This window comes from Burkholderia cenocepacia (genome assembly GCF_014211915.1).
GTDB classification, from domain to species: domain Bacteria; phylum Pseudomonadota; class Gammaproteobacteria; order Burkholderiales; family Burkholderiaceae; genus Burkholderia; species Burkholderia orbicola.
The window spans coordinates 1,728,309-1,751,683 of sequence record NZ_CP060039.1 but is presented as its reverse complement, the minus strand read 5'-3'; the positions used below and the strand labels follow the sequence as shown (position 1 = coordinate 1,751,683).

18 protein-coding genes and 1 pseudogene are annotated in these 23,375 nt (G+C 67.9%); 9 read left to right on the top strand and 10 right to left on the bottom strand.

Annotation, left to right across the window (positions count from 1 at the left end):
- Positions 1–3: 3 nt before the first annotated feature.
- Positions 4–1,446: a hopanoid biosynthesis associated radical SAM protein HpnJ gene (gene hpnJ / locus SY91_RS08335; RefSeq protein ID WP_409557525.1), complete on the bottom strand. Its 1,443-nt coding sequence runs from the start codon at positions 1,444–1,446 to the stop codon at positions 4–6.
- Positions 1,447–1,580: 134 nt separating this feature from the next.
- Positions 1,581–2,756 carry a bacteriohopanetetrol glucosamine biosynthesis glycosyltransferase HpnI gene (hpnI, locus tag SY91_RS08330; RefSeq protein ID WP_023475433.1) on the bottom strand — a complete coding sequence of 392 codons (1,176 nt, stop codon included), beginning with the start codon at positions 2,754–2,756 and terminating at the stop codon, positions 1,581–1,583.
- Between the two features lie 636 nt (positions 2,757–3,392).
- Between hpnI and SY91_RS08325 the strand changes: the two genes are divergently transcribed.
- A complete protein-coding gene (locus SY91_RS08325; protein WP_043886994.1) occupies positions 3,393–4,391 on the top strand; it encodes an LLM class flavin-dependent oxidoreductase in 999 nt (332 codons plus the stop codon).
- Positions 4,392–4,424: 33 nt separating this feature from the next.
- On the opposite strand, the gene SY91_RS08320 is transcribed toward SY91_RS08325, so the two are convergent.
- The gene (locus SY91_RS08320) at positions 4,425–5,486 is read right to left on the bottom strand and encodes an alpha/beta fold hydrolase (protein ID WP_027813499.1); all 1,062 of its coding nucleotides are present in this window, start codon (positions 5,484–5,486) and stop codon (positions 4,425–4,427) included.
- A gap of 184 nt (positions 5,487–5,670) precedes the next feature.
- Here SY91_RS08320 and pdxY point away from each other — a divergent pair, with 184 nt between their 5' ends.
- The 3 genes from pdxY to SY91_RS08305 all read left to right on the top strand — a co-directional run bounded on the left by pdxY (position 5,671) and on the right by SY91_RS08305 (position 10,477).
- The gene (gene pdxY, locus SY91_RS08315) at positions 5,671–6,531 is read left to right on the top strand and encodes a pyridoxal kinase PdxY (protein WP_011544974.1); all 861 of its coding nucleotides are present in this window, start codon (positions 5,671–5,673) and stop codon (positions 6,529–6,531) included.
- Between the two features lie 282 nt (positions 6,532–6,813).
- The gene (locus SY91_RS08310; protein ID WP_023475435.1) at positions 6,814–8,958 is read left to right on the top strand and encodes a phosphocholine-specific phospholipase C; all 2,145 of its coding nucleotides are present in this window, start codon (positions 6,814–6,816) and stop codon (positions 8,956–8,958) included.
- A 370-nt stretch (positions 8,959–9,328) separates the two neighbouring features.
- Positions 9,329–10,477 carry a branched-chain amino acid ABC transporter substrate-binding protein gene (locus SY91_RS08305; RefSeq protein ID WP_012328174.1) on the top strand — a complete coding sequence of 383 codons (1,149 nt, stop codon included), beginning with the start codon at positions 9,329–9,331 and terminating at the stop codon, positions 10,475–10,477.
- 138 nt (positions 10,478–10,615) lie between these two features.
- On the opposite strand, the gene SY91_RS08300 is transcribed toward SY91_RS08305, so the two are convergent.
- On the bottom strand, positions 10,616–11,365 hold the full coding sequence (locus SY91_RS08300; RefSeq protein ID WP_011544971.1) for a FadR/GntR family transcriptional regulator: 750 nt from the start codon (positions 11,363–11,365) through the stop codon (positions 10,616–10,618).
- A gap of 358 nt (positions 11,366–11,723) precedes the next feature.
- On the opposite strand from SY91_RS08300, the pseudogene gudD reads away from it, so the two are divergent.
- Positions 11,724–13,075, top strand: a pseudogene (gudD, locus tag SY91_RS08295) (glucarate dehydratase).
- A 211-nt stretch (positions 13,076–13,286) separates the two neighbouring features.
- On the opposite strand, the gene SY91_RS08290 reads toward gudD, so the two are convergent.
- The 3 genes from SY91_RS08290 to SY91_RS08280 all read right to left on the bottom strand — a co-directional run bounded on the left by SY91_RS08290 (position 13,287) and on the right by SY91_RS08280 (position 15,916).
- The gene (locus SY91_RS08290; RefSeq protein ID WP_023475437.1) at positions 13,287–13,751 is read right to left on the bottom strand and encodes a DUF2214 family protein; all 465 of its coding nucleotides are present in this window, start codon (positions 13,749–13,751) and stop codon (positions 13,287–13,289) included.
- A gap of 39 nt (positions 13,752–13,790) precedes the next feature.
- On the bottom strand, positions 13,791–14,615 hold the full coding sequence (locus SY91_RS08285; protein WP_043886995.1) for a hypothetical protein: 825 nt from the start codon (positions 14,613–14,615) through the stop codon (positions 13,791–13,793).
- 236 nt (positions 14,616–14,851) lie between these two features.
- A complete protein-coding gene (locus SY91_RS08280) occupies positions 14,852–15,916 on the bottom strand; it encodes a glycosyltransferase family 4 protein (protein WP_006476459.1) in 1,065 nt (354 codons plus the stop codon).
- A gap of 565 nt (positions 15,917–16,481) precedes the next feature.
- On the opposite strand from SY91_RS08280, the gene SY91_RS08275 reads away from it, so the two are divergent.
- Complete coding sequence (locus SY91_RS08275; RefSeq protein ID WP_023475440.1) at positions 16,482–18,314, top strand: ABC transporter ATP-binding protein; 1,833 nt, start codon at positions 16,482–16,484, stop codon at positions 18,312–18,314.
- Between the two features lie 81 nt (positions 18,315–18,395).
- Here the strand turns inward: SY91_RS08275 and otsA are convergent, their stop codons facing one another.
- Positions 18,396–19,781 (bottom strand): alpha,alpha-trehalose-phosphate synthase (UDP-forming), encoded by a 1,386-nt coding sequence (gene otsA, locus SY91_RS08270; protein WP_023475441.1) that lies wholly within the window; start codon positions 19,779–19,781, stop codon positions 18,396–18,398.
- Positions 19,778–20,530 (bottom strand): trehalose-phosphatase, encoded by a 753-nt coding sequence (gene otsB, locus SY91_RS08265; RefSeq protein ID WP_006476462.1) that lies wholly within the window; start codon positions 20,528–20,530, stop codon positions 19,778–19,780. Before otsB ends, otsA begins: the two co-directional genes overlap by 4 nt.
- A 280-nt stretch (positions 20,531–20,810) precedes the next feature.
- Here otsB and SY91_RS08260 point away from each other — a divergent pair, with 280 nt between their 5' ends.
- Genes SY91_RS08260 through SY91_RS08250 form a run of 3 tightly spaced genes read left to right on the top strand, consistent with a single transcriptional unit; the run spans position 20,811 to position 22,781 of the window.
- Entirely contained in the window at positions 20,811–21,446 is a 636-nt protein-coding gene (locus SY91_RS08260; RefSeq protein ID WP_023475442.1) for an SCO family protein, read from the top strand.
- A gap of 8 nt (positions 21,447–21,454) precedes the next feature.
- The gene (locus SY91_RS08255; protein WP_023475443.1) at positions 21,455–21,901 is read left to right on the top strand and encodes a copper chaperone PCu(A)C; all 447 of its coding nucleotides are present in this window, start codon (positions 21,455–21,457) and stop codon (positions 21,899–21,901) included.
- Positions 21,902–21,911: 10 nt separating this feature from the next.
- Positions 21,912–22,781 (top strand): cytochrome c oxidase assembly protein, encoded by an 870-nt coding sequence (locus SY91_RS08250; RefSeq protein ID WP_023475444.1) that lies wholly within the window; start codon positions 21,912–21,914, stop codon positions 22,779–22,781.
- A 21-nt stretch (positions 22,782–22,802) separates the two neighbouring features.
- On the opposite strand, the gene SY91_RS08245 is transcribed toward SY91_RS08250, so the two are convergent.
- Entirely contained in the window at positions 22,803–23,294 is a 492-nt protein-coding gene (locus tag SY91_RS08245) for a GNAT family N-acetyltransferase (RefSeq protein ID WP_023475445.1), read from the bottom strand.
- Between the last annotated feature and the right edge of the window lie 81 nt (positions 23,295–23,375).

Here is a 23,375-nt window from a genome sequence, read left to right as displayed (position 1 = left end):
GGATCAGGCCTCGTGCGCGCGCAGGAAGCGGAAGAACTCGACGCCTTCGCGCAGGCGACGCTTCATCATGTCCCAGCTCGTCAGCATCTCGCGCACGATTTCCCAGATCTTCGACGGACGGAAGTAGAACTGGCGATAGAACTGCTCGAGATGGTGATAGATCTCGTCGCGCGACAGGTGCGCATAGCCGATCGCCGCGAGCTGCACGCCTTCCTTGCTGACCAGGTTGATGGTCTTGTTCTCTTCCATCCAGCCGTTTTCCACCGCCTGCTGGTACAGCGTCGTGCCCGGATACGGCGCGGCGAGCGACACCTGGATCGTATGCGGATTGATTTCCTTCGCGTACTCGATCGTCTTCTTGATGGTTTCCTGCGTCTCGCCCGGCAGGCCGAGGATGAAGGTGCCGTGGATCTTGATGCCGAGCTTCTTGCAGTCCGCGCTGAAGCGGCGCGCGAAATCGGTGCGCACGCCCTTCTTGATGTTCACGAGGATCTGGTCGTCGCCCGATTCGAAGCCGACCAGCAACAGCCGCAGGCCGTTTTCCTTCATGATCTTCAGCGACTTGTACGGCACGTTGGCCTTCGCGTTGCACGACCACGTGATGCCGAGCTTGCCCAGGCCGATGGCGATGGCTTCGGCGCGCGGCAGGTCGTCGGTGAAGGTGTCGTCGTCGAACATCAGTTCCTTCACTTCCGGCATGTTGTCGCGAATCCACTTCGCTTCCGCGAGCACGTTCTCGACCGAGCGCGTGCGGTAGCGATGGCCGCTGACCGTCTGCGGCCACAGGCAGAACGTGCAGCGCGACTTGCAGCCGCGGCCCGTGTAGATCGACACGTACGGGTAATTCAGGTAGCCGATAAAGTAGTTGTCGATCTTCAGGTCGCGCTTGTAGACGGGCGCGACGAACGGCAGTTCGTCCATGTTCTCGAGGATCGGACGCGCTTCGTTGTGCTCGATCGAGCCGTCCTTCGCGCGCCAGCTCAAGCCCTTGATCTCGGGGAACGGCTTGCCTTCGGCGAGTTCCTTGCAGGTGTAGTCGAATTCCTCGCGGCACACGAAGTCGATCGCCTCGCTCGCCGTGAGCGAGTTGTGCGGATCGACCATCACCTTCGCGCCGACCATGCCGACCAGCATCGACGGCTTCATCTTCTTCAGATCCTGCGCGAACATCGCGTCGGTCGGGAACGACGGCGTGCTCGTGTGGATGATCACGAGATCGTAGTCGTTGGCGATCTTCAGCGTTTCCTCGACCGACAGGCCGTCGGCCGGCGCATCGACGACGCGGCTGCCCGGCACGAGCGCGGCCGGCTGCGCGAGCCAGGTCGGATACCAGAAGGAACGGATTTCGCGCTTCGCCTGATAGCGCGAGCCGGCTCCGCCGTCGAAGCCGTCATACGAAGGGGCCTGCAAGAACAGCGTTTTCATGAATGCTCCGGTAGCCTGCATAGTTCGTTTCGTTACAACGATTCAGTCAAAAAACCGCGGGCCGCCATGCCGGCGCCCGCCTCTCTGTCATGTCGCGCCGCGCGGTTTCGCCGTGCGACGCGTCTCGGCCCGCGGGCCGGGTTCGATCGACGGCCCTAGCGGCCGTCCACTGCTTCCACGGCCGCCGTCGCGCGTTCGCCGCCGACGACCGTCATCCTGGCGCCGCGCCACACGACGTGCGTGCCGAACACGGCCGCGAGCCACTCGAGCGCGAGCAGCGTGTCGCGCACCGCGACGAGCGGCAGGTCGCGCCAGAACGCGCGCCAGCCGTCCTCGCCGCGCGCATGCAGCACGAGCCGGCCGAATGCGCCGACCGCGGCCGCCCCGCCCGCCAGCGTGCCGGCGAAGGTGCCGTCGAGGCGCAGTGCGAGCGCCGCGCCGATCGCGAGCCACGGCACGGTAAACGTAATGAACAGGAACGCGAAGCCGGCCGGGTTCAGCGAACGGATCGTGCGCAGCCAGCGCGTCTCGCGGTGCCACAGCGGCCCGAACGACGGCTCGATCACGTCGGTCGCGACCTCGACCTCCGACAGCACGGTGCGCCGCCCGAGGCGACGCGGCAGCTCGGCCAGCCAGAAATCGTCGGCCAGTTCGTCCTTCAGCGCGACGAGCCCGCCGATCCGGTCGAGCGTGTCGCGCGTGAGCGCGAGCGTCGCGCCGAAGCCGAAGCGGCTCGAGCGGCCGAGGTGCGTGATGCGCACCGACGGCGCGAACCACGCGTCGACGAACTGCGCGCCGATCCGCGTCCAGAAGCCGCCGACGCTGCGCGCATGATACAGGCACGTGACGACCCCCACCGACGGGTCCGCCAGCGGCGCCGTGACACGCTCCAGATAGTCGGGCTGCACCGCGATGTCGCTGTCCGCGATCACGATGCGGCCGTATTTCGCGCGCTCGGCGAGATTGATCAGGTTGCTGACCTTCAGGTTCTTGCCATGCACGCGCGCGTCGATCACGAGCGTGATGTCGCACTCCGGATGATCGGCGCGCAGCCGCTCGACGACGGCGATGGCCGGATCGGCCGACGATGCGACGCCGAGCAGCACCTCGTAGCGAGGATGGCGCTGCGCGCAGAAGGTCGCGAGGTTTTCATACAGGTGCGGCTCCGCGCCGCACAGCGGCTTCAGCACACTGACCGGCTCGAAGCCGTCGCGCACCGCGGTGCGCGGCGTGCGCGGCCGCGGCGCGAAGGCCGCGACGAGCGCGTAGCCGGCCGCGGCCAGCGTGAAGACGATCAGCAGCCAGTCGAGCAGCGTTGCGGCGGGCGTCATGCGCGAGGCCTCCCGGCGAACGGGGCGCCATGGCAAACGCTTGAGCGTGATTGAGCGTGATGCGGTATTCCGACGACGACGAACGCGGGCACGACCCGACTCCTTGTTCCAGCAGCGTCTGTAATGGGGGAGGCACGACCCGTCGTTCGGGTGCGGCCATGCCCGGCTTCGCGTGGCGTATCCCCGCGCAGCGCCCGGACGGCATGCGGGAAGACTCGAATGGCTCCATCGGCACAACATGGGCAGGCGCCGGATTTTAGCAGTCCGCAGCCCCCGCGTGCGGCGCTTCGAGAAACGGACTAGTGCAATTCCGGCAAAGCTGAGCGGTCGACGGACCTGATCGGCCCGGCCACGTTCACGTTAGCGTAAGTACTTTGCAGGCGTATTGCAGTCTTTAAAATCAAACGTTTCGTGCAAATTTGTATGTCGATGCGGTTTCACTTCCAATCGCCGTAAAGTTTGGTAATTAATCAGCGATTAGCTTGATTTTTGCAACGATCGTCGCAAGCAACCCTGCACCCCTGTAAGGCGCATGGGTATCCGCGCGCCGCCAGCACGTTCCGGAACCCTTTGGCAAAATCCTTGGCATTTGTTGCGTCAGCGCATCACCACGCCACCCGTTTCGAAGGTCTTCCGATGACACCGTTTTCCGTACTCGATCTCGCCCCCATTCCGGCCGGCGCCGACGCCTCGCAGGCGTTCCGTAACACCGTCGATCTCGCGCAGCATGCGGAACGCTGGGGCTACCAGCGCTACTGGCTGGCCGAGCATCACAACATGCCGGGGATCGCGAGTGCGGCCACCGCCGTCGTGATCGGCCACGTCGCGGGTGCCACCCGGACGATCCGGGTCGGCTCGGGCGGCATCATGCTGCCGAACCATGCGCCGCTCGTGATCGCCGAACAGTTCGGCACGCTCGCGTCGCTGTATCCGGGGCGCATCGACCTCGGCCTCGGCCGCGCGCCCGGCACCGACCAGACCACGTCGCGCGCGCTGCGCCGCGACCTGATCGGCAGTGCCGATTCGTTTCCGGACGACGTCGCGGAGCTGCAGCGCTACTTCGCGGAGCCGGTACCGGGCCAGCGCGTGCGGGCGGTGCCCGGCGCGGGGCTCGACGTCCCGGTGTGGCTGCTCGGTTCGAGCCTGTTCAGCGCGCAGCTCGCGGCGATGCTCGGGCTGCCGTTCGCGTTCGCGTCGCATTTCGCGCCGGACTATCTGATGCGGGCGCTCGAGATCTATCGCGCGCAATACCGGCCGTCGGCCGCGTGGCCGAAACCGCATGCGATGGTGGGCGTCAACGTGTTCGCGGCCGAGACCGACGACGAGGCGCGGCGCCTGTTCACGTCGCTGCAGCAACAGTTCATCAACCTGCGGCGCGGCACGCCGGGCAAGCTGCCGCCGCCCGTCGACGTGCTCGAGGCGAACGAACTCGAGCTCGCGACCGTCGCCCATTCGCTGTCGTTCGCGGCGGTCGGCTCGCGCGACACGGTGCGCGACAAGCTGCGCGACCGCATCGCGCAGACGGGCGCCGACGAGCTGATCATCACCGCGCAGATCTACGATCACGCCGCGCGGCTGCGCTCGTTCGAACTGGCCGCGCAGATCCGCGACGAGCTCGCGAGCGAGGCACGCTGACGGCGCGACCGCGCGCGGCCTGCCACCTGCCCGTCACTGCGGGTGCACGGCCTCCAGCCCGTCGAGCAGCGCCTTGTGGAACGCGTCCGGGTCCTGGATCTGCGGCGCGTGTCCGAGCGCCGGAAATTCGACGAGCTGCGCACCGGGAATCGCGGCCTGCGTGCGCTTCGCGAGCTCAGGATAGCGGCCGAGCTTCGCGTGCACGTCGGGCGGCGCGACGTCCTTGCCGATCGCGGTCGTATCCTTGTCGCCGATCATCAGCAGCGTCGGCACGCGAATCGCGCCGAATTCGTAGACCACCGGCTGCGTGAGGATCATGTCGTAGATCAGCGCGGAATTCCACGCGACCGCGTCGCGGCCGGCGCCGCGATACATCCCGGCAAGCATCTGCACCCACCGCTCGTACGACGGCGCCCACTTGCCCGCGTAGTAGGTCGACTGCTCGTAGCGGCGGATGCCGTCGGCGTTGGTCTTCAGTTCGCGCGCATACCAGTAGTCGACCGACAGCGGCGGCACGCCGAGCGCCTTCCAGTCCTCGAGGCCGATCGGGTTCACGAGCACGAGCTGGTCGGTCGCCTTCGGATACATCAGCGCATAGCGGATCGCGAGCATCCCGCCCGTCGAGTGGCCGATGATCGTCGCCGACTTCACGCCGACCGATTCGAGCAGCGCGTGCGTGTTGCGTGCGAGTTGCTGGAAGCTGTACTGGTAGCGCTCGGGCTTCGACGACTTGCAGAAGCCGATCTGGTCCGGCGCGATCACGCGATAGCCGGCGCGGCTCAGCACACCGATCGTGTCCTCCCAGGTCGCCGCGCAGAAGTTCTTGCCGTGCAGCAGCACGACGGTGCGGCCGTTCGGGTGCGCGGGCTGTACGTCGAGATACGCCATCTCGAGGGTTTCGCGTTGCGACACGAACGCGTACTCATGCACGGGCGCCGGATACGCGAATCCTTCCAGGCGCGGGCCGTAAGCGGGCCCGTCGTTGGCGGCGGGCGTGGCGGCAACGGCCGCAACCGGCATCGCGCACGCGGCGGCGGCACTCGCGCCGAGCACGGCGGCACGTGCGACGGACAACATCTTGCAAATCGAAAGCATGGCGATCACGGTGATTGGGGATGCGCGCGGGCGGCCGGGCCGCAGCGGGGCTGTCTCGCGCCCCGCGATTCTACGCGGTCGCGTGACGACGCCGCGCAACACTCCGGGGCCGCGCGACTTCCGCGCGGTTGACGAACTCGGGTATCGTGTGACGTGACCCTGAAACGCGTGCAGGCGAATTCCCATGAAAAACGTCCTCAGCATTCAGTCGCACGTCATCTACGGCCATGCCGGCAACAGCGCGGCCGTGTTCCCGATGCAGCGTCTCGGCATCAACGTCTGGCCGCTCAACACCGTCCAGTTGTCGAATCACATGCAGTACGGCCACTGGGCCGGCAGCGCGATCGACGCCGCGAAGATGGAACAGCTCGTCGACGGCATCGCCGCCATCGGCGTGCTCAAGCGGTGCGACGCGGTGCTCTCCGGCTTCCTCGGCTCGCCGCCGCAGGCACGCGCGGCGGTCGAGATCGTGCGCACGGTAAAGGCGATGAATCCGAACGCGTGGTACTTCTGCGATCCGGCAATGGGCCAGACGGGCGGCATCCGGCCCGAGCCCGGCGTCGAGGAATTCATCGTGGAGGAGGTGCCCGCGCTCGCGGACGGCATGTCGCCGAATCACACCGAACTGCAGAAGCTCGCCGGGCGGCGCATCGAGACCGTCGCCGAAGCCGTCGACGCATGCCGCGCGCTGATCCGCCGCGGCCCGCAGATCATCCTCGTCAAGCACCTGCACGACCGCAACAGTCCGGCCGACCGTTTCAACATGCTCGCTGTCACCGAGACCGAAGCGTGGATCGGCCAGCGGCCGCTGTATGCGTTTCCGCGCCACCCGGTCGGTGTCGGCGACCTGACCAGCGCGATCTTCGTCGCGTGCCGGCTGCGCGGCGACTCGGTGCGCGCCGCGTTCGAGCACACGCTCGCGGCCGTGCACGCGGTCGTGAAGGCCACCTACGACGCGCGACGCTACGAGCTCGAACTCGTCGCCGCGCAGGACGAGATCGCCCGCCCGAGCGAATGGTTCGGCGCGTGGGTGACCGACGCCTGACGCGCCGGCACTGTCCTGCGCTGCTGCGGCGCGCCGCCGTCCTGCCGTCCCGCCGTCCCGCTGTCCCGCTGTCCCGCTGTCCCGTTGCAGCCGACCTGCTGACGCCGCATCCCGATGCCGGTCCGCTGCCCGTGCAAACGTTTCCGGACTTCACATGAATGACACCGATTCCTCGCTATGCTCGCGGCGGCACGCACCGGCGCAGCCGCATCCTGCGACCCGGTGCGCGCCCTTCCCGCAGGTCCCGCCAATCGGCTCCCTCTTTACCCCACGATAACGACCATGACCCGATCGAACCGTCGTGACTTCCTGCGCGTCGCCGCCGGCACTGCCGGCGCCGCCGCGCTGAACCTGTTTCCGCCCGTGATCCGGGATGCGCTCGCGATTCCCGCGAACCGCCGCACCGGCACGATCCGCGACATCGAACACATCGTGATCCTGATGCAGGAGAACCGCTCGTTCGACCACTACTTCGGCACGATGCGCGGTGTCCGCGGCTTCGGTGACCCGCGCCCGCTGCGCCTCGCGAACGGCAAGTCGGTGTTTCACCAGCCGGTCGGCCCGGCCGAACTGCTGCCGTTCCACCCGGGCGCCGACAAGCTCGGCCTGCAGTTCCTGCAGGACCTCCCGCACGGCTGGCAGGACATGCACGCCGCCTGGAACAAGGGCCGCTACGACCAGTGGGTGCCGAACAAGGGCACCACGACGATGGCGTACCTGAAGCGCGACGACATCCCGTTCCACTACCAGCTCGCCGACGCGTTCACGATCTGCGACGCGTACCACTGCGCGATCCCGAGCTCGACCGACCCGAACCGCTACTACATGTGGACGGGCTACGTCGGCAACGACGGCACGGGCGGCGGCCCGGTGCTCGGCAACGAGGAAAAGGGTTACGGCTGGACGACCTATCCGGAAGTGCTCGAGCAGGCCGGCGTGTCGTGGAAGATCTACCAGGACGTCGGCACGGGGCTCGACGCGAACGGCTCGTGGGGCTGGACGCAAAACCCGTACATCGGCAACTACGGCGACAACTCGCTGCTCTACTTCAACCAGTACCGCACCGCGCTGCCCGGCACGCCGCTGTACGACAAGGCGCGCACCGGCACCAACGTCAGCGCCGGCGGCACGCTGTTCGACGTGCTGCAGCAGGACGTGAAGAACGGCACGCTGCCGCAGGTGTCGTGGATCTGCGCGCCCGAAGCGTATTCCGAGCACCCGAACTGGCCGGCGAACTACGGCGCGTGGTACATCGAGCAGGTGCTGAAGGCGCTCGTGTCGAATCCCGACGTGTGGAGCAAGACCGCGCTGTTCATCACGTACGACGAAAACGACGGCTTCTTCGACCACGTGCCGCCGCCGTTCGCGCCGCAGTCGCGCGAGAACGGGCTGTCGACGGTCGCGACGACCAACGAGGTGTTCGCCGGCGACGCGTCGCACATGGCCGGCCCGTACGGGCTCGGGCCGCGCGTGCCGATGCTGGTCGTGTCGCCGTGGACCAAGGGCGGCTGGGTCTGCTCGCAGACCTTCGATCACACGTCGCTGCTGCAATTCATCGAGGCGCGCTTCGGCGCGCAGTATCCGGTCACGGCCGCCAACGTGTCGCCGTGGCGCCGCGCGGTGTGCGGCGACCTGACGTCGGCGTTCGAGTTCGCGACCGCGGACGCCGCATGGCCGACGCTGCCCGACACCAGCGGCTACGCGCCGCCCGACCGCGTGCGCCATCCCGACTACATCCCGGTGCCGCCGCTGCTGCAGAAGCTGCCGAAACAGGAAGCCGGGCTGCGTCCGGCGCGCGCGCTGCCGTACGAGCTGTTCGTGCACGGCCGCGTCGAAGCCGCCAACGGCCAGTTCCGGCTGACCTTCGCGAACACGGGCCGGGCGGGCGCCGCGTTCCAGGTCCAGTCGCGCAACCGCGTCGACGGCCCGTGGACGTACACGGTCGAAGCCGGCAAACGTATCGCCGATACGTGGAGCGCCGCCGCGTCGCTCGGCCTGTACGATCTCGACGTCTACGGCCCGAACGGCTTCTACTGCCATTTCCGCGGCCCGTTTGCGACCGGCGTCGGCAGCGCGAACGTGAACCCCGAGGTGATCTACGGCTACGACGTCGCGAACGGCAACATCACGCTGCGCCTGATGAACCGCGGCCACAAGGCCGTGCGGCTCAAGGTCACGAACGCGTACGGCCACGGTCACGCGCGTACGTTCGACCTCGCGCCGGGCGCGCACGTCGACGATTACTGGGACCTGCGCGGCAGCCACGGCTGGTATGACCTCACCGTCAGCGACGGCCGCCTGCTCGGCTTCCTGCGCCGCTTCGCGGGCCACGTCGAAACGGGCCGCCCCAGCACCAGCGACCCGCTGATCCGCACGACCGCGTCGCACGACGACGCCGAAGCCACGGCGGACGCCCTGTCCGACTGACGTCGACCCACGCGCGGCGCGGCCCTTCTGACGGGCCGCGCCGCGTTTTTGCCCGCACCGTCCCCTTCTCTGCACCCGTTGCGTTCGCGACGGGAAACTCCCGATACCGGCTGCCCGCGCACGCGCGGAAGCTATGCGCAAATCCGCATCGAATGCGCGACAAATTTCCAAGACCCGCGCATATCGGCGACCTATATATCGAAGCAATCGGGGCTCTTCGCGGAGCCTGACGGGAGATGTTTCCGAGGATCACGATGCCGACCTCCCCGCCCGATTCCGAGAAGCGGTCAAACCGCCCGCCCGTCGCACGCGCCCGGCCCGCCCAGGCGCGCGCGGTACCCACTCGCCGGTGTCGAACAAGAGGAACAACATGAAATTCCGTCATTCCCTGCTGTCGGTGTCGATTGCATCCGCGCTTGCCCTTCTCTCGCAACAGGCTGCCCAGGCCGCCGATACAACCGACGTGAAGGTCGGCTTCGCCGCGCCGCTCACGGGCGTGAACGCCGGCTACGGCAAGGATCTGCAAAACGGCGTGCAGCTCGCGCTCGACGATGCGGCCGCGCAGAAGGTGCAGATCGCCGGCAAGCCCGCCCGCTTCAATCTCGTCGTGCAGGACGACCAGGCCGACCCGCGCATCGGCGTGCAGGCCGCGCAGGCGCTGGTCGACCAGAACGTGTCGGTCGTGGTCGGCCACTTCAACTCGGGGACGACGATTCCGGCGTCGGTGGTCTACGACAAGGCCGGCATTCCGGTGATCGACCCGGCCGCGACCAACCCGACGCTCACGTCGCGCGGGCTCGCGAACATGTTCATGGTGATCGCGACCGATGGCCAGAATGCCGGCAACGCGGGCAAGTACGCGGTCGAGGTGACGAAGGCGAAGCGCATCGCGATCATCGACGACCGCACCGCGTTCGGCCAGGGCGAGGCCGACGAATTCGAGAAGGCCGTGAAGGCCGCCGGCGGCAACCTCATCGGCCGCGAGTTCACCAGCAACCAGGCGGTCGATTTCCGCGCGCAGATCACGAGCCTGAAGGCCAAGAATCCCGACCTGATCTTCTTCGGCGGCCTCGATTCGCTCGCCGCCAACTTCATCAAGCAAATGCGCCAGCTCGGGCTGAACGCGCAATTCGTCGGCGGCGGCGGCGTGAAGGACAACGAGTTCATCAAGATCGCGGGGCCGGCTGCCGAAGGCGCGATGGCGTGGGAATACGGTCAGCCGCTCGACGAGCTGCCGCAGGGGAAGGATTTCGAGGCGCGCTTCAAGAAGCGCTTCGGCGTCGACGTGCTGTCGTATGCGCAGTTCGGCTATGACGCGGCGTGGGCGGCGATCAAGGCGATGCAGGCGGCCGGTTCGACCGACCCGAAGGCCTATCGTCCGGCGCTGAAGAAAATCGACTTCCCAGGCGTGACCGGCCGCATCTCCTTCGCGAACGACGGCTCGCTGAAGAGCGGGATGTCGACGCTGTACCAGGTGAAGAACGGCGCGTGGAAGACGATCGTGACGAAGGGAGGCTGATCGGCGAGGCAGGCGGACGGCCGGCGGCGGGAGCGCCGCCTGGCCTGGAGATCGCGGCGGCCATGCCGACCTCGTACGACGACTGATGTTAAGGCAATCCAGGTAGGCCCGCCGTGTCGCGAGCCCTGTCACGCAACGTCAGCCCGCCTCGGCCTCGGCTGCCTCGTGCGCGCGGCGCAGGCGCTCGCGGCTGTTGGTGAGGTGCGTGCGCATCGCGGCGCGCGCCGCTTCCGGATCGTGGCGCGCGATCGCCTCGTAGATGTCCTCGTGCTCGTGGTTCAGCCGGCCGACGTAACGCTCGAGGTCGTCGCCGGCAAAGCGCGCCGAATTCACCCGCGTACGCGGAATGATCGACGTGCCCAGCTGCGTCATGATGTCGACGAAATAGCGGTTGCCGGTGGACTGCGCGATCTGCAGGTGGAACTGGAAGTCGAGCTGCGCGGTGTCACGCCCGCCGCCCGCGCCCGTCGCGATCGCGTCGAGCGCGCGCCGCAGCGCGGCGAGGTCGGCATCGTTCGCGCGCTGCGCGGCCAGGCTCGCGCACTCGCTTTCGAGGCTGATACGCAGCTCCAGCACCGCGAGCACGTCGCGCAGCGTCGTGATCGTCGCGGGATCGATGCCGAGCGTCTGACGGCGCGACGGCTCCAGCACGAAACTGCCGATGCCGTGGCGCGTCTCGACGAGGCCGCTCGCCTGCATCCGCGAGATCGCCTCGCGCACGACCGTGCGGCTCACGCCCTGCGCCGCCATGACTTCGGTTTCGGTCGGCAGCTTGTCGCCGGGCCGCAGCGTGCCGTTTTCGATCTGCGCGGTCAGCGCGTCGACGACATCTTGTGCGAGGCTGCGTGCGCGACGGCGCGGCGCTGCGGGAAGCGTAGGCACGGACATGTGGCCGGTTCCTTTTTGAATGATCGTAATGTGAGCCGAGGGTTTACGCGGGGTTTGAGCGAAAGCAGATGATTCATTATACTGCGTCACAAGTCATCCGACGACTGATGATCGGCGCACGGATCTCCTGTCGACTCAGGTCGGCTGTTCAGCACCGCCCGGGTCCCGTGCGTGACGATCGACCCGCGTTCGCGTTCTGTGCCCCGCCGGCCCGGTTGTCGCTTCCACCCCATTCGGGTTGCGTCGACATGCGGGGCTTGCGCGCCGCGCACGTCGGTTGTCGAATGATCGCACCTCCCGCCGCGCGCGGCAAAGCTTTTGCCGCGCGGCATCGCCCACTCTTTCGCCATCGCCGCCCATGAACGCCGTCACTGCCTCGCCCTCCCACGACACGCCGCGCATCGTCGACCTGCAAGCGATTCCGGTCGCCGGCCACGACAGCATGCTGCTCAACCTGAGCGGCGCGCACGGCCCGTTCTTCACCCGCAACCTCGTGATCCTGAAGGACAGCGCGGGCCGCACGGGCGTCGGCGAAGTACCGGGCGGCGAAAGCATCCGCCGCACGCTCGACGACGCGCGCGCGCTCGTCGTCGGCCAGCCGGTCGGCAACTACCATGCGGTGCTCAACGACGTGCGGCGCACCTTCGCCGACCGCGACGCAAGCGGCCGCGGGCTGCAGACCTTCGACCTGCGCACGACGATCCACGCGGTCACCGCGCTCGAAGCCGCGCTGCTCGACCTGCTCGGCCAGCATCTTGGCGTGCCGGTCGCCGCGCTGCTCGGCGAAGGCCAGCAGCGCGAACGGGTCGAGATGCTCGGCTACCTGTTCTACATCGGCGACCGCACGAAGACCGCGCTCCCTATCGCGACGGCCGCGGCGCGACCGACGACTGGACGCGCGTACGCGACGAAGCCGCACTGACGCCCGAAGCCGTCGTGCGGCTCGCCGAAGCCGCGCATGCGCGCTACGGCTTCAACGACTTCAAGCTGAAGGGCGGCGTATTCGAAGGGGCCAGCGAGATCGAAGCCGTGACGGCGCTCGCCGAGCGTTTCCCCGACGCGCGCGTGACGCTCGATCCGAACGGCGCATGGTCGCTCGACGAAGCCGTGCGGCTGTGCCGCGATCAGCATCACGTGCTCGCGTATGCGGAAGATCCGTGCGGTGCGGAGAACGGTTACTCGGGACGCGAGGTGATGGCCGAATTCCGCCGCGCGACGGGGCTGCCGACGGCGACCAACATGATCGCGACCGACTGGCGGCAGATGGGCCATGCGGTGCAGTTGCACGCCGTCGACATCCCGCTCGCCGATCCGCACTTCTGGACCATGCAGGGGTCGGTGCGGGTCGCGCAGATGTGCCGCGACTGGGGCCTCACGTGGGGTTCGCATTCGAACAACCACTTCGACGTGTCGCTCGCGATGTTCACGCACGTCGCGGCCGCGGCGCCGGGCCAGGTCACCGCGATCGATACGCACTGGATCTGGCAGGACGGCGAACGGCTGACGCGGGAGCCGCTGAAAATCGAGAACGGGCTGGTGGAAGTGCCGAAGCGGCCGGGGCTCGGCATCGACATCGACATGGATGCGGTCGCGCTCGCGCACGAGCTGTACAAGCAGCACGGCCTCGGCGCCCGCGACGACGCGGCGGCGATGCAGTATCTGATCCCGGGCTGGACGTTCAACAACAAGCGCCCGTGCCTCGTACGCTGAGCGTGGGACGGACCGGGCGGCAGGGTCGCCCGGTCGGAATGGAATGAGGCGATTCGCCCGTGTATCGGCGATCGCCGGCCGGGAAAGACCGGCGAAGCAAAAGCGGAATTCGCGAACGCGCGGCCGGCCGGTCGCCCCGCGACGATCCTGACCGGGCGCCCGGGCCTCCCTAACCGGGCCTCCCTAACCGGGCCTCCCTAACCGACCGCACCTACCCGGCCAGCCCGATCCCCCGCGCCATCCCCGACGCGGCGAACACGATGACGATCACCAGCACCGCCTGCCAGTGGCCGATCCGCACATAGGTGCGCACCCGGCCGAGATCGGGCGGTTGCTGCCGCCGCGCGGCGATACGCCAGCGGATCAGCCCCAGCATCGGCACGACTTCGAGCAGCAGGAGCAGCACGAGCGCGGTCATCTTCAGGTGAAAGAGCGGTTCGTGCACGTAGTACGCGGCCCCTTTCTCGAAACCACCGAACGCCCGCGCAAGGCCCGTCGCGATCAGCACGAGCGCCGACAGCCCCCAGACCGCATCCGCCTTGAACACGCCGGGCAAATCGGCTGGCTGCGCCGACGCGATGAGCCGGCGCAACGCACGGTTACGCGCCGCGATCGCGGCGAATGCGACGCCGAACGCACTCAGATGAATGGCAGCCAGCAACCAGCGGACGATCATCGCGCCTCCTTGTCGCCCGCGCCCGGTGCGCGAGCCGTGTCAGACGATCTGCTTGAGCGCCGCGTCGAGCGCGAGCACCGCGACGCGGTCGCCTTCGGTCGCGAGCGGCGCGCGCATCACGATCTGCCGGTTATGGCCGACCGCCGCCGGCGAATCCCACAGCAGTTCCACCTTCGGTCGATTGAACAGGCTGCCGCGGCGCGGCGGCACGACCGCCGGCTGCGCGCCCTGCTCGCCCGCGGCGGGCGTGGGCGCGGTGGGCGCAGTGGGTGCGACCCGGCCGGGCCAGCGCACCGACAGTTCGCGCGCATCGTACTGGCCGACCTTGCGGCTTTCCATCCAGACGATCGCGGTGCGCGTCAGCACGTCGAGCGAAATCGCATACCGGCCCACCGCGAAGCGGCGCGCGGCCACGTTGGTCCGCCACAGCGGCCGCGGCCGGCAGATCCATACGATCGCCGCATAGAGCGCCGGCGCGGCGACGAGCCAGCCGTTGGTCGCCGTCACCGCGTGCAGGGCGCGGCGCCAGCCGGCCGCCCACGTGAACGCGCCGATCGACCACACGGCGAACAGGAAGCCGATCAGCGCGAACGCGCGCAGCGCCTGGCGCAGCCACTGCGGCAGCGGATGGAACGGCCGCTCGGCCCGGGCGGCGGCGCCCGGCAGCGCCAGCAGCAGGAAGATCAGGATGAGGTAGAGGAATGCCCACGGCGACGACACCATCGCCGACAGCGACGCGCGATAGCCCATCTGGGACATCGAGAACAGCCAGCGCGCGAGCAGCACGAGACCGATCGCGCGCAACGCGAAGATCACACCGGCGCCGGGGGCCGGCGCTGCGCGCGTGGTTTTCGTTCTCGCCAAGACTGCTCTCCTCTGGATATTCATACTGGGCCGGATTTCACGGCACGGCCATTATAGGGACATTACCGTCTGGACAGATGGCCGGATGGCGTGCCGGGCCGCTTCGAGGGCCGTTCGCGGCGCCGGGCGCGGCGAGAATACAACACATCCGCGCCGCAGATGTGACAACGCCCCGCCGGAGAACCCGGACGGGGCGTCGTGACGACCGCGCGCCGCCATGCGGCGGCGGCCCGCAATCAGCTTGCGTTGACTTCGCGGAGCACCGTGCGGCGCTTCTGGCGCAGCAGTTCCTCGTAGCCCTTCACGTAGTTCTGCGCCATCACCTTCGACGAGAAACGGGCTTCGAACGCAGCGCGAACCTTCTCGCGCGGCAGCGTATCGAGGCGCTTGAGCGCGGCGACGGCCGACAGTTCGTCTTCGACGACGAAGCCCGACACGCCGTTGTCGATCACTTCCGGCACCGAGCCGCGCTTGAACGCGATCACCGGCGTGCCGCAGGCCATCGCCTCGATCATCACCAGGCCGAAAGGCTCCGGCCAGTCGATCGGGAACAGCAGCGCATGCGCGTTGCCGAGGAATTCGGTCTTCTCCGACTCGCTGATTTCGCCGATGTACTCGACGTGCGGCAGCGCGAACAGCGGCTTGATCTTCTCTTCGTAGTACGCGCGGTCGGCCTTGTCGAGCTTCGCGGCGATCTTGATCGGCAGGCCGGCCTGCTCGGCGATGCGGATCGCCGTGTCGACGCGCTTTTCCGGCGAGATGCGGCCGAGGAACGCGAGGTAGCTCGGCTTCACGTTCGGGATCGGCGTCAGCAGGTTTTCCGGCAGGCCGTGATAGACGGTCGACAGCCAGTTCGCCTGCGGCAGCGGGATGCGCTGGTTGTCGGAGATCGACACGACCGGCACGTCGCTGAACGCATTGAAGATCGGCTGCAGTTCCGGCAGGTCGAGACGGCCGTGCATCGTCGTCAGATGCGGGACCGGCTGACGCGAGAACAGCGAGAACGGGTAGTAGTCGATGTGGCAGTGCAGGACGTCGAACTCTTCCGCGCGGCGGCGCACCTGCTCGAGCAGCAGCATGTGCGGGGCCATCACGTCGCGGATCGTCGGGTCGAGGCGCAGCGCCTGCGGCCAGCACGCTTCGAGCTTCGCGGAGGTCTGCGAATCGCCGCTCGCGAAGAGCGTGACGTCATGCCCCATCTCGACGAGTGCTTCGGTGAGGTAGGACACCACTCGCTCGGTACCACCGTACAGTTTCGGGGGCACCGCTTCATGCAACGGAGCGATTTGGGCGATTCGCATGCGTAACTCCTAAAAAATCGGCAAAAAACCAGGTAAGGGTCGGCAACCTGCCGGTGGTCCGGGCTGGATACATATCGTCCGAACCTCGGACGAATCAGCCTGCCGGGGGCGTCGAACCCGCGCTGCGCAAGGAGCGTCGGCGACGCGACAGGCATAGAACGTTTGAAACGAAGACCCGTTGACAGGGGTTCGTAAAAAACCTGGAATCGAACCCGGAGCCGATTATCTAGGGTTAATCCCGATACGGCGCACGACATTTCAAACACTTTACTTTGTTACAAAGGAGCAACACTTTGCAACCCGCGGACTCGGGTGTCCGTTCTAGAGTGGAAGGCCGTTTTGGCGATCCTTGTTAACCCGTAGCTGCCGGCAACGTGATTCCGGCACACGAGGCACGACGGGATGCCGGATTTTATCTCAAAATCGATCGCGAGCCTCTGGCCAAGGCAAGATTCGCGCAGCGCGACGCGCGGCCTTGTTTACAATGCCGGATTATTCAGTCCGAGCGAACGTCGGCCTGCGATCCAGCCGCCACGCTCAATCACCGAATCACCGCACGCATATTTTGGAATCTCTCACCCCTGCCCAGCGCAACGCCCACAACGCGAAGCTGTCGAGCTACGCGCACCGGCCGATCGCGTTCCTGTTCCGCTACATCCGCCTCCACCCGGTCGCGCACCTGGTCGTGCTCTGCAGCGTGCTGGCCGCCGTCGGCTGCGCGCTCGGCTCGCAATATGCGATCAAGCACCTGATCGACGTGCTGGCGACCGGACGCCATCACCCCGGCCCCCTGTGGAGCGCGTTCGCGCTGCTCGTCGGGCTGATCGCGGCCGACAACCTGCTGTGGCGCGTCGGCGGGTGGGTCGCCGCGCACACGTTCGTCGCGGTCACCGGCGACCTGCGGCGCGACCTGTTCCAGTACCTGATCGGCCATTCGCCGACGTATTACTCGGAGAAGCAGCCGGGCACGCTCGCCAGCCGCATCACGGCCACGTCGAACGCGGTCTACACGTCGGAGAACACGATGGCATGGAACGTGCTGCCGCCGTGCATCGCGGTGATGGGCGCGATCCTGATGATCATCGTCGTCAATCCGCTGATGGCGGCCGGCCTGCTCGGCTGTTCGGCCGTGCTGTCCGTCATCCTGTTCAAGCTCGCCGGCCGCGGCTCGGCGCGTCACCACGCGTTCGCGGCGAAGGCCGCGGCGGTCGACGGCGAGCTCGTCGACGTGATCGGCAACATGGGCCTCGTACGCGCGTTCGGGATGACGCTGCGCGAACAGAAGCGCTTCAGCGCGACGGTGAAGGCCGAGATGGACGCGCGCCAGCAGAGCCTGCTCTATCTCGAGAAACTGCGGCTGCTGCATGCGGTGATCACCGCGATGCTGTCCGCCGGCCTGCTCGGCTGGGCGCTGTGGCTGTGGGACCAGGGCCGCGCGACGTCGGGCGACATCGTGCTCGTCAGCTCGCTCGGCTTCACGATCCTGCACGGCACGCGCGATCTCGCGGTCGCGCTCGTCGACGTCACGCAGCACGTCGCGCGCCTGTCCGAGGCGGTGAAGACGCTGCTCGAACCGCACGGGATGCCCGACCGCTCGGACGCGCAGCCGCTGTCGGCCAAGGGCGGCCGCGTCGACTTCGAGCGCGTGACGTTCGCATACCCGCACCGCCGCGCGATCCTCGACCACTTCGACCTTCATATCGAGCCGGGCCAGCGCGTCGGCCTGATCGGCAAGTCGGGCGCCGGCAAGTCGACCGTGCTCGCGCTGCTGCAGCGCTTCTACGATACGCAGGACGGCGTCGTGAAGGTCGACGGCCAGGACGTGAAGGGCCTCACGCAGGACAGCCTGCGCCACGCGATCGCGCTGGTGCCGCAGGACATCTCGCTGCTGCACCGGACGATCTACGACAACATCGCGTACGGCCGCCCCGACGCGACCCGCGACGAAGTGCTCGCCGCCGCGCGCGACGCGCGCTGCGCGGAGTTCATCGAGGCGATGCCGGAAGGCTATGACACGATCGTCGGCGACCGCGGCGTCAAGCTGTCGGGCGGCCAGCGCCAGCGCATCGCGATCGCGCGCGCGATCCTGAAGGATGCGCCGATCCTGCTGCTCGACGAAGCGACGTCGGCGCTCGACAGCGCATCCGAGGAAGCGATCCAGAGCGCGCTCGACCGCCTGATGGTCGGCCGTACGGTGATCGCGATCGCGCACCGCCTGTCGACGCTGCGCAACTTCGACCGCATCATCGTGATGAACAACGGCAAGGTGATCGACGACGGCCCGCCCGACGTGCTGCGCAACCGCCCCGGCCTGTACCGCGACCTGCTCGCGAAACAGCACGGCCGCCATCATGCGGCGCCCGACGGCAACACGCCGACCGGCGAACGCGTGGCCTGACGCACCGGTATCCGCCGACAAAAAAGCCGCCGTGCTTGCGCACGGCGGCTTTTTCAATTGCAGCGCAAGCAATAAATCGGATCAGACCTGCTGCAGATCGCGCAGGAAATTGTCCCGCCACACCGACACGTTGTTCTCGCGAAGCTGCGCGATCATGTCCGCGTAGCGTGCACGCCGCTCGGTGAGCGGCATCGTCAGCGCCTGCGACAGCGCATCCGCCATCCCGTCGATATCGATCGGATTGACGATCAGCGCGCCCGTGAGCTCACGCGCGGCGCCCGCGAAGCGCGACAGCACCAGCACGCCCGGATCGTCCGGATTCTGCGCGGACACGTACTCCTTCGCGACGAGGTTCATCCCGTCGCGCAGCGGCGTGACGAACCCCACGCGCGCGAGCCGGTACAGCGCGGCCAGCACCTGACGGTCGTACTGGCGGTGGATGTAGAGGATCGGCGCCCAGTCGAGCTCCGCGTAGCGCCCGTTGATGCGCCCCGACTCCGCTTCGAGCTGCAGGCGGATGTCCTGGTACGCGCGCAGGTCCGCGCGCGTCGACGGTGCGATCTGCAGGAACGACACGCGGTTGCGGATCGACGCCTGGTGCTCGAGCAGCTTCTCGAACGCGCGGAAGCGCTCGACGAGCCCCTTCGAATAGTCGAGCCGGTCGACGCTCATGATCAGTTGCCGCCCGCGCAGCGACGTCGCGAGCGTGCGCACCGCCTTGCCGTGCTCGCCCGCCTGCGCGAGCGACGCGATCTCGTCCGGATACACGCCGATCGGATAGGCGGCCGCGCGCAACGTCTGGCCGAATGCCCGTACGCGCACCGTGTGCCCGTCGTGCTCGACCTCGCCGTCCGCTTCGAACTCGACGTAGTCGCAAAACGCGCGCAGGTCGGGCTCGGTCTGGAAGCCGAGCAGATCGAACGCGCACAGCGACTCGACGAGCTCGCGGTGCGGCGGCACGTTGACGAGCACCTGCGCGGCCGGAAACGGGATGTGCAGGAAGAAACCGATGCGGTTCTTCACGCCGGCGTCGCGCAGCGCGCGCGCGAACGGAATCAGGTGATAGTCGTGCACCCAGATCACGTCGTCGTCCTGCAGCAGCGGCACGAGCTGCTGCGCGAGCCAGACGTTGACGCGGCGGTAGCCGTCGAATTCGTGGCGATCGTACTGGATCAGGTCCGCGCGGTAATGGAACGCGGGCCACAGCGTCGCGTTCGAGAACCCGCGGTAATACTGGTCGTAATCGCGGCGCGTCAGCCCGACGGTCGCGAACGTCACCGGCCCGCGCTCCTCGATGCGGATCTGCGGCTGCGGCGCGCCGGACGCGACCACTTCGCCGCTCCAGCCGAACCACATGCCGCCGGTTTCCTTCAGCGCGTCATAGACGCCGATTGCGAGGCCGCCCGCCGCCGGTTCGCCTTCCGAAATCGGCGCGACGCGGTTTGAAACGATGATGAGCCGGCTCATGCGTGCGGTTGCCCCGCACCGAGCCAGCCCGCGATCTGCTCATGCAGCGCGTCGACCGAATCGAGCCGCATGCGCGCGGACGTCTCGCCCGCGCCGACCTTGATCGACAGGCCGCCGCGCGCGTTGACCACCGCGAAGCCCTTCTCGTCGGTCAGGTCGTCGCCCGCGAACAGCGGCACGCGGCCCGCAAACGGCGGCTCGTCGAGGAACGCGGCGAGCGCGCGGCCCTTGTCGACGCCCTTCGGCTTGATCTCGAACACCATCTTGCCGGGTTGCAGCACATACGCATCCGCATAGTCGGCGACGAGGCGCTCGGCCGCTTCGCGCGCCACCGCCTCGCGCTCGGGCGCATTGCGGAAGTGCAGCGCGACGGCTGCGCCCTTGATTTCGAGCAGCATGCCCGGATGGCGGTCGACCACGCCGGCAAGCTCGCGCTCGATGCGCAGCAGGCGTTCGTCGTTGAAGCCGATACGCTGCGTGTCGCCGTTCGCATCGCGGCGCTCCGCGCCGTGCAGGCCGGCGATCGGCAGCCCGGGCATTTTCAGGAACGTGTCGAGGTTGTCGATCCCGCGCCCGGACACGATCGCGACCGCGCCGTGCGAGCGGCGCGACAATTCGTCGAGCAGCGTCAGCAGCGACGGCGGAACGTGAATGGCGTCGGGGGTCGGCGCCAGTTCGACGAGCGTGCCGTCGAAGTCGAAGAAGAACGCGGTATCGGTCAGGGACAGGGAAGCCGGAACGGATTGCATCGATTCGATAGTCTGAGGGCCGGCCGGCAAACGCAGGCCGCCACTGCGCGAATGGAGTTGTGCGCATCTTACCGCGCCTGCGCCCCCAGATGGGCGAAACCGCGGCTGCGCGGACATCGCATCGGCCGCCGCGTCAACTGCGACATATTGCCCCGCTCGCCCGCGCCGTATCGGTTTCGAAAGGACGCGGGCGCGCGAATTGCGCTACAGTCGCAACCGCCTGCCGCGCGGCGCATGGCATCGCGCCCCGGCTATCCATCCAGTCCGATCGAGCCCCAGGATGTCGTCTGCCCGCCCCGCGCCGCACCGGCGCCTCTCCCGCCTCATCCGCACGGCCGCGGCCTTCGCCGCCGCCGTGGCGCTCACCGCGTGCACGCACGACGAGCCGCGCTGGAACCTGACCAATGTCACCGGCCACCTGCCCGACCTGTCGTTCAAGCTGACGGGCGGCGACGGCCATCCCGTCGACGCCGATGCGTTCCGCGGCCGCGTCGCGCTCGTCTACTTCGGCTACACGCACTGCCCCGACGTCTGCCCCGAAACGCTGGCGCGGCTGATGGAAGTGCTGGCGAAGCTCGGCCCGCGGGCCGACGACGTGCGCATCCTGTTCGTCTCGGTCGATCCCGCGCGCGATACGCCGCAGGCGATGCAATCCTATGTCGCCGCGTTCGACGCCGCGCATGCGCGCGGCCTGACCGGGACCGACGGCCAGATCGAATCGCTGGCCAAGCGCTATCGCGTCGCGTACCAGATGGAAAAACGCGATCCGTCCGGCGGCTACGAAGTGACGCACAGCTCGGCCGTCTACATCTTCGACGCGACCGGCCGCGCGCGGCTGCTCGCGACCGATCGCGATTCGCCCGACGCCATCGCCGCCGATGTGCGCCGGATCATCGACACTGCCTCCACGACCTAAATTCCGCGATGAACAAGAAAACGACCCTCAAGACGTTCGCCCTCGCCGCCGCGCTGTGCGCCGGCGCCCACGCGTATGCCGCCGGCGCGATCAGCGCGCAGAACGCGTGGGTGCGCTGGCTGCCGAACAAGCTGCCCGCGGGCGGCTACGTGACGCTCGTGAACACCGGCGACAAGCCGATCGATCTCGTCGACGTCGACAGCCCCGACTACGGGATGGCCATGCTGCACCAGACGATCTCGAACGGCTCGACGCAGAAGATGGAGATGGTCGACAAGCTGACGATCCCCGCGCGCGGCAAGGTCGACATCGCGCCGGGCGGCTATCACTTCATGCTCGAGGAACCGAAGCACGCGATCAAGCCGGGCGACACCGTGCACCTGCGCCTGAAATTCTCCGACGGCGAGACGGTCGATGCTCCGTTCGCCGTGAAATCGCCGGCCCAGGCGAAGTGATGCGCGCGCGATGAACGTCCTGTACTGGCTCGATCCGTGGGAACCGTCGCCGACCGTGGTCGTCGCGGTGCTGACGGCCGCCGTGCTGTTCGCACGCGGCGTGAAGAAGGCGAAGGTGTCGCCGCTGCGGCAGTTCTCGTTCTGGTTCGGGCTGACGGCGCTCTACATCGCGCTGCATACGCGGCTCGACTATTTCTTCGAGCACGAATTCTTCATGCACCGCGCGCAGCACCTCGTGCTGCATCACCTCGGGCCGTTCTTCATCGCACTGTCCTATCCGGGCGCGGCGATCCGCGCGGGCATTCCGTTCAGCTGGCGGCAGCGCTTCGTGCGCCCCGCGCTCGCGTGGGCGCCGGTGCGCGCGACCCTCGACGTGGTGTTTCATCCGGTCGTCGCGGTCGTGCTGTTCGTCGGGCTGATCTATTTCTGGCTGCTGTCGCCGATCCACTTCATCGCGATGCTCGACTGGCGTCTCTATCGCGTGATGAACTGGAGCATGGTGATCGACGGGCTGCTGTTCTGGTGGCTCGTCGTCGATCCGCGTCCCGCACCACCCGCGCGGCTGTCGCCGGGCCGCCGGATTCTGATCGTCGTCGCGGCGATCCCGCCGCAGATCGCGCTCGGCGCGCTGATCTTCTTCACGCCGCACGAGTTGTATCCGATCTACTCGATCTGCGGGCGCGCGTTCACGTGGCTGAGCCCGCTGCGCGACCAGCAGATCGGCGGCCTGCTGCTGTGGATTCCCGGCTCGATGATGAGCGTGATCGGCGCGCTGATCGCGCTGCGGCACTGGCTGCGGTTGTCCGCCCGCGGGCGCCTGATCGGCGAGCGGACCGCGCAGCGCACGGACGAGCCGCCCGTCGCACGCGCCGCGCACTGATTGCCCGCAGCGCGGCGCGCATCACGCGCGCGCGCTGCTCATCCATACGTGCGGGATGCCATCCTCGTCGTGCACGTCCGAACTCGGCGTGAAGCCGAATGCCCCGTAGAAACGCTGCAAGTGAGCCTGCGCATGCAGGCTCACCGGCGTATCCGGCCATTGCGCGCGGATATGCTCGAGCGCGCGCGACAGCAGCCCGTTGCCGAGGCCCGCGCCGCGAAACGCGGCGGTCGTCAGCACGCGGCCGATGCGCACGTCGGTATGCTGCGCGTCGGGCAGCAGCACGCGCAGATAGCCGGCCAGGCGGCCGGCCGGATCGAAGGCCGCGAGGTGCCACGCGGCCTGGTCCGCATCGTCGATGTCGCGATACACGCAGTTCTGTTCGACGACGAACACGGCGCTGCGCGCTTCGAGGATCGAATAGATTTCGCGCGCCGTCAGCGCGTCGAAGGGTTTCCAGCGCCAGTCGAGATCGACGGTGCTCGGGGATGCGGTCGGTGCGGAGGCGTTCATGTGCGGTCCTGATTCGGGCGCGCCGGCCGGCGCGCGGCAACCGTCGATTATGCCTCGAAGCGCCCGACCCGCGCGACCGCC

Excerpts from the sequence above, each read along its gene's own strand:
- hpnJ (WP_409557525.1), bottom strand. The coding sequence starts at position 1,446 with ATGCAGGCTACCGGAGCATTCATGAAAACGCTGTTCTTGCAGGCCCCT.
- hpnI (WP_023475433.1), bottom strand. The coding sequence starts at position 2,756 with ATGACGCCCGCCGCAACGCTGCTCGACTGGCTGCTGATCGTCTTCACG.
- SY91_RS08325 (WP_043886994.1), top strand. The coding sequence starts at position 3,393 with ATGACACCGTTTTCCGTACTCGATCTCGCCCCCATTCCGGCCGGCGCC.
- SY91_RS08320 (WP_027813499.1), bottom strand. The coding sequence starts at position 5,486 with ATGCTTTCGATTTGCAAGATGTTGTCCGTCGCACGTGCCGCCGTGCTC.
- pdxY (WP_011544974.1), top strand. The coding sequence starts at position 5,671 with ATGAAAAACGTCCTCAGCATTCAGTCGCACGTCATCTACGGCCATGCC.
- SY91_RS08310 (WP_023475435.1), top strand. The coding sequence starts at position 6,814 with ATGACCCGATCGAACCGTCGTGACTTCCTGCGCGTCGCCGCCGGCACT.
- SY91_RS08305 (WP_012328174.1), top strand. The coding sequence starts at position 9,329 with ATGAAATTCCGTCATTCCCTGCTGTCGGTGTCGATTGCATCCGCGCTT.
- SY91_RS08300 (WP_011544971.1), bottom strand. The coding sequence starts at position 11,365 with ATGTCCGTGCCTACGCTTCCCGCAGCGCCGCGCCGTCGCGCACGCAGC.
- SY91_RS08290 (WP_023475437.1), bottom strand. The coding sequence starts at position 13,751 with ATGATCGTCCGCTGGTTGCTGGCTGCCATTCATCTGAGTGCGTTCGGC.
- SY91_RS08280 (WP_006476459.1), bottom strand. The coding sequence starts at position 15,916 with ATGCGAATCGCCCAAATCGCTCCGTTGCATGAAGCGGTGCCCCCGAAA.
- otsA (WP_023475441.1), bottom strand. The coding sequence starts at position 19,781 with ATGAGCCGGCTCATCATCGTTTCAAACCGCGTCGCGCCGATTTCGGAA.
- otsB (WP_006476462.1), bottom strand. The coding sequence starts at position 20,530 with ATGCAATCCGTTCCGGCTTCCCTGTCCCTGACCGATACCGCGTTCTTC.
- SY91_RS08260 (WP_023475442.1), top strand. The coding sequence starts at position 20,811 with ATGTCGTCTGCCCGCCCCGCGCCGCACCGGCGCCTCTCCCGCCTCATC.
- SY91_RS08255 (WP_023475443.1), top strand. The coding sequence starts at position 21,455 with ATGAACAAGAAAACGACCCTCAAGACGTTCGCCCTCGCCGCCGCGCTG.
- SY91_RS08250 (WP_023475444.1), top strand. The coding sequence starts at position 21,912 with ATGAACGTCCTGTACTGGCTCGATCCGTGGGAACCGTCGCCGACCGTG.
- SY91_RS08245 (WP_023475445.1), bottom strand. The coding sequence starts at position 23,294 with ATGAACGCCTCCGCACCGACCGCATCCCCGAGCACCGTCGATCTCGAC.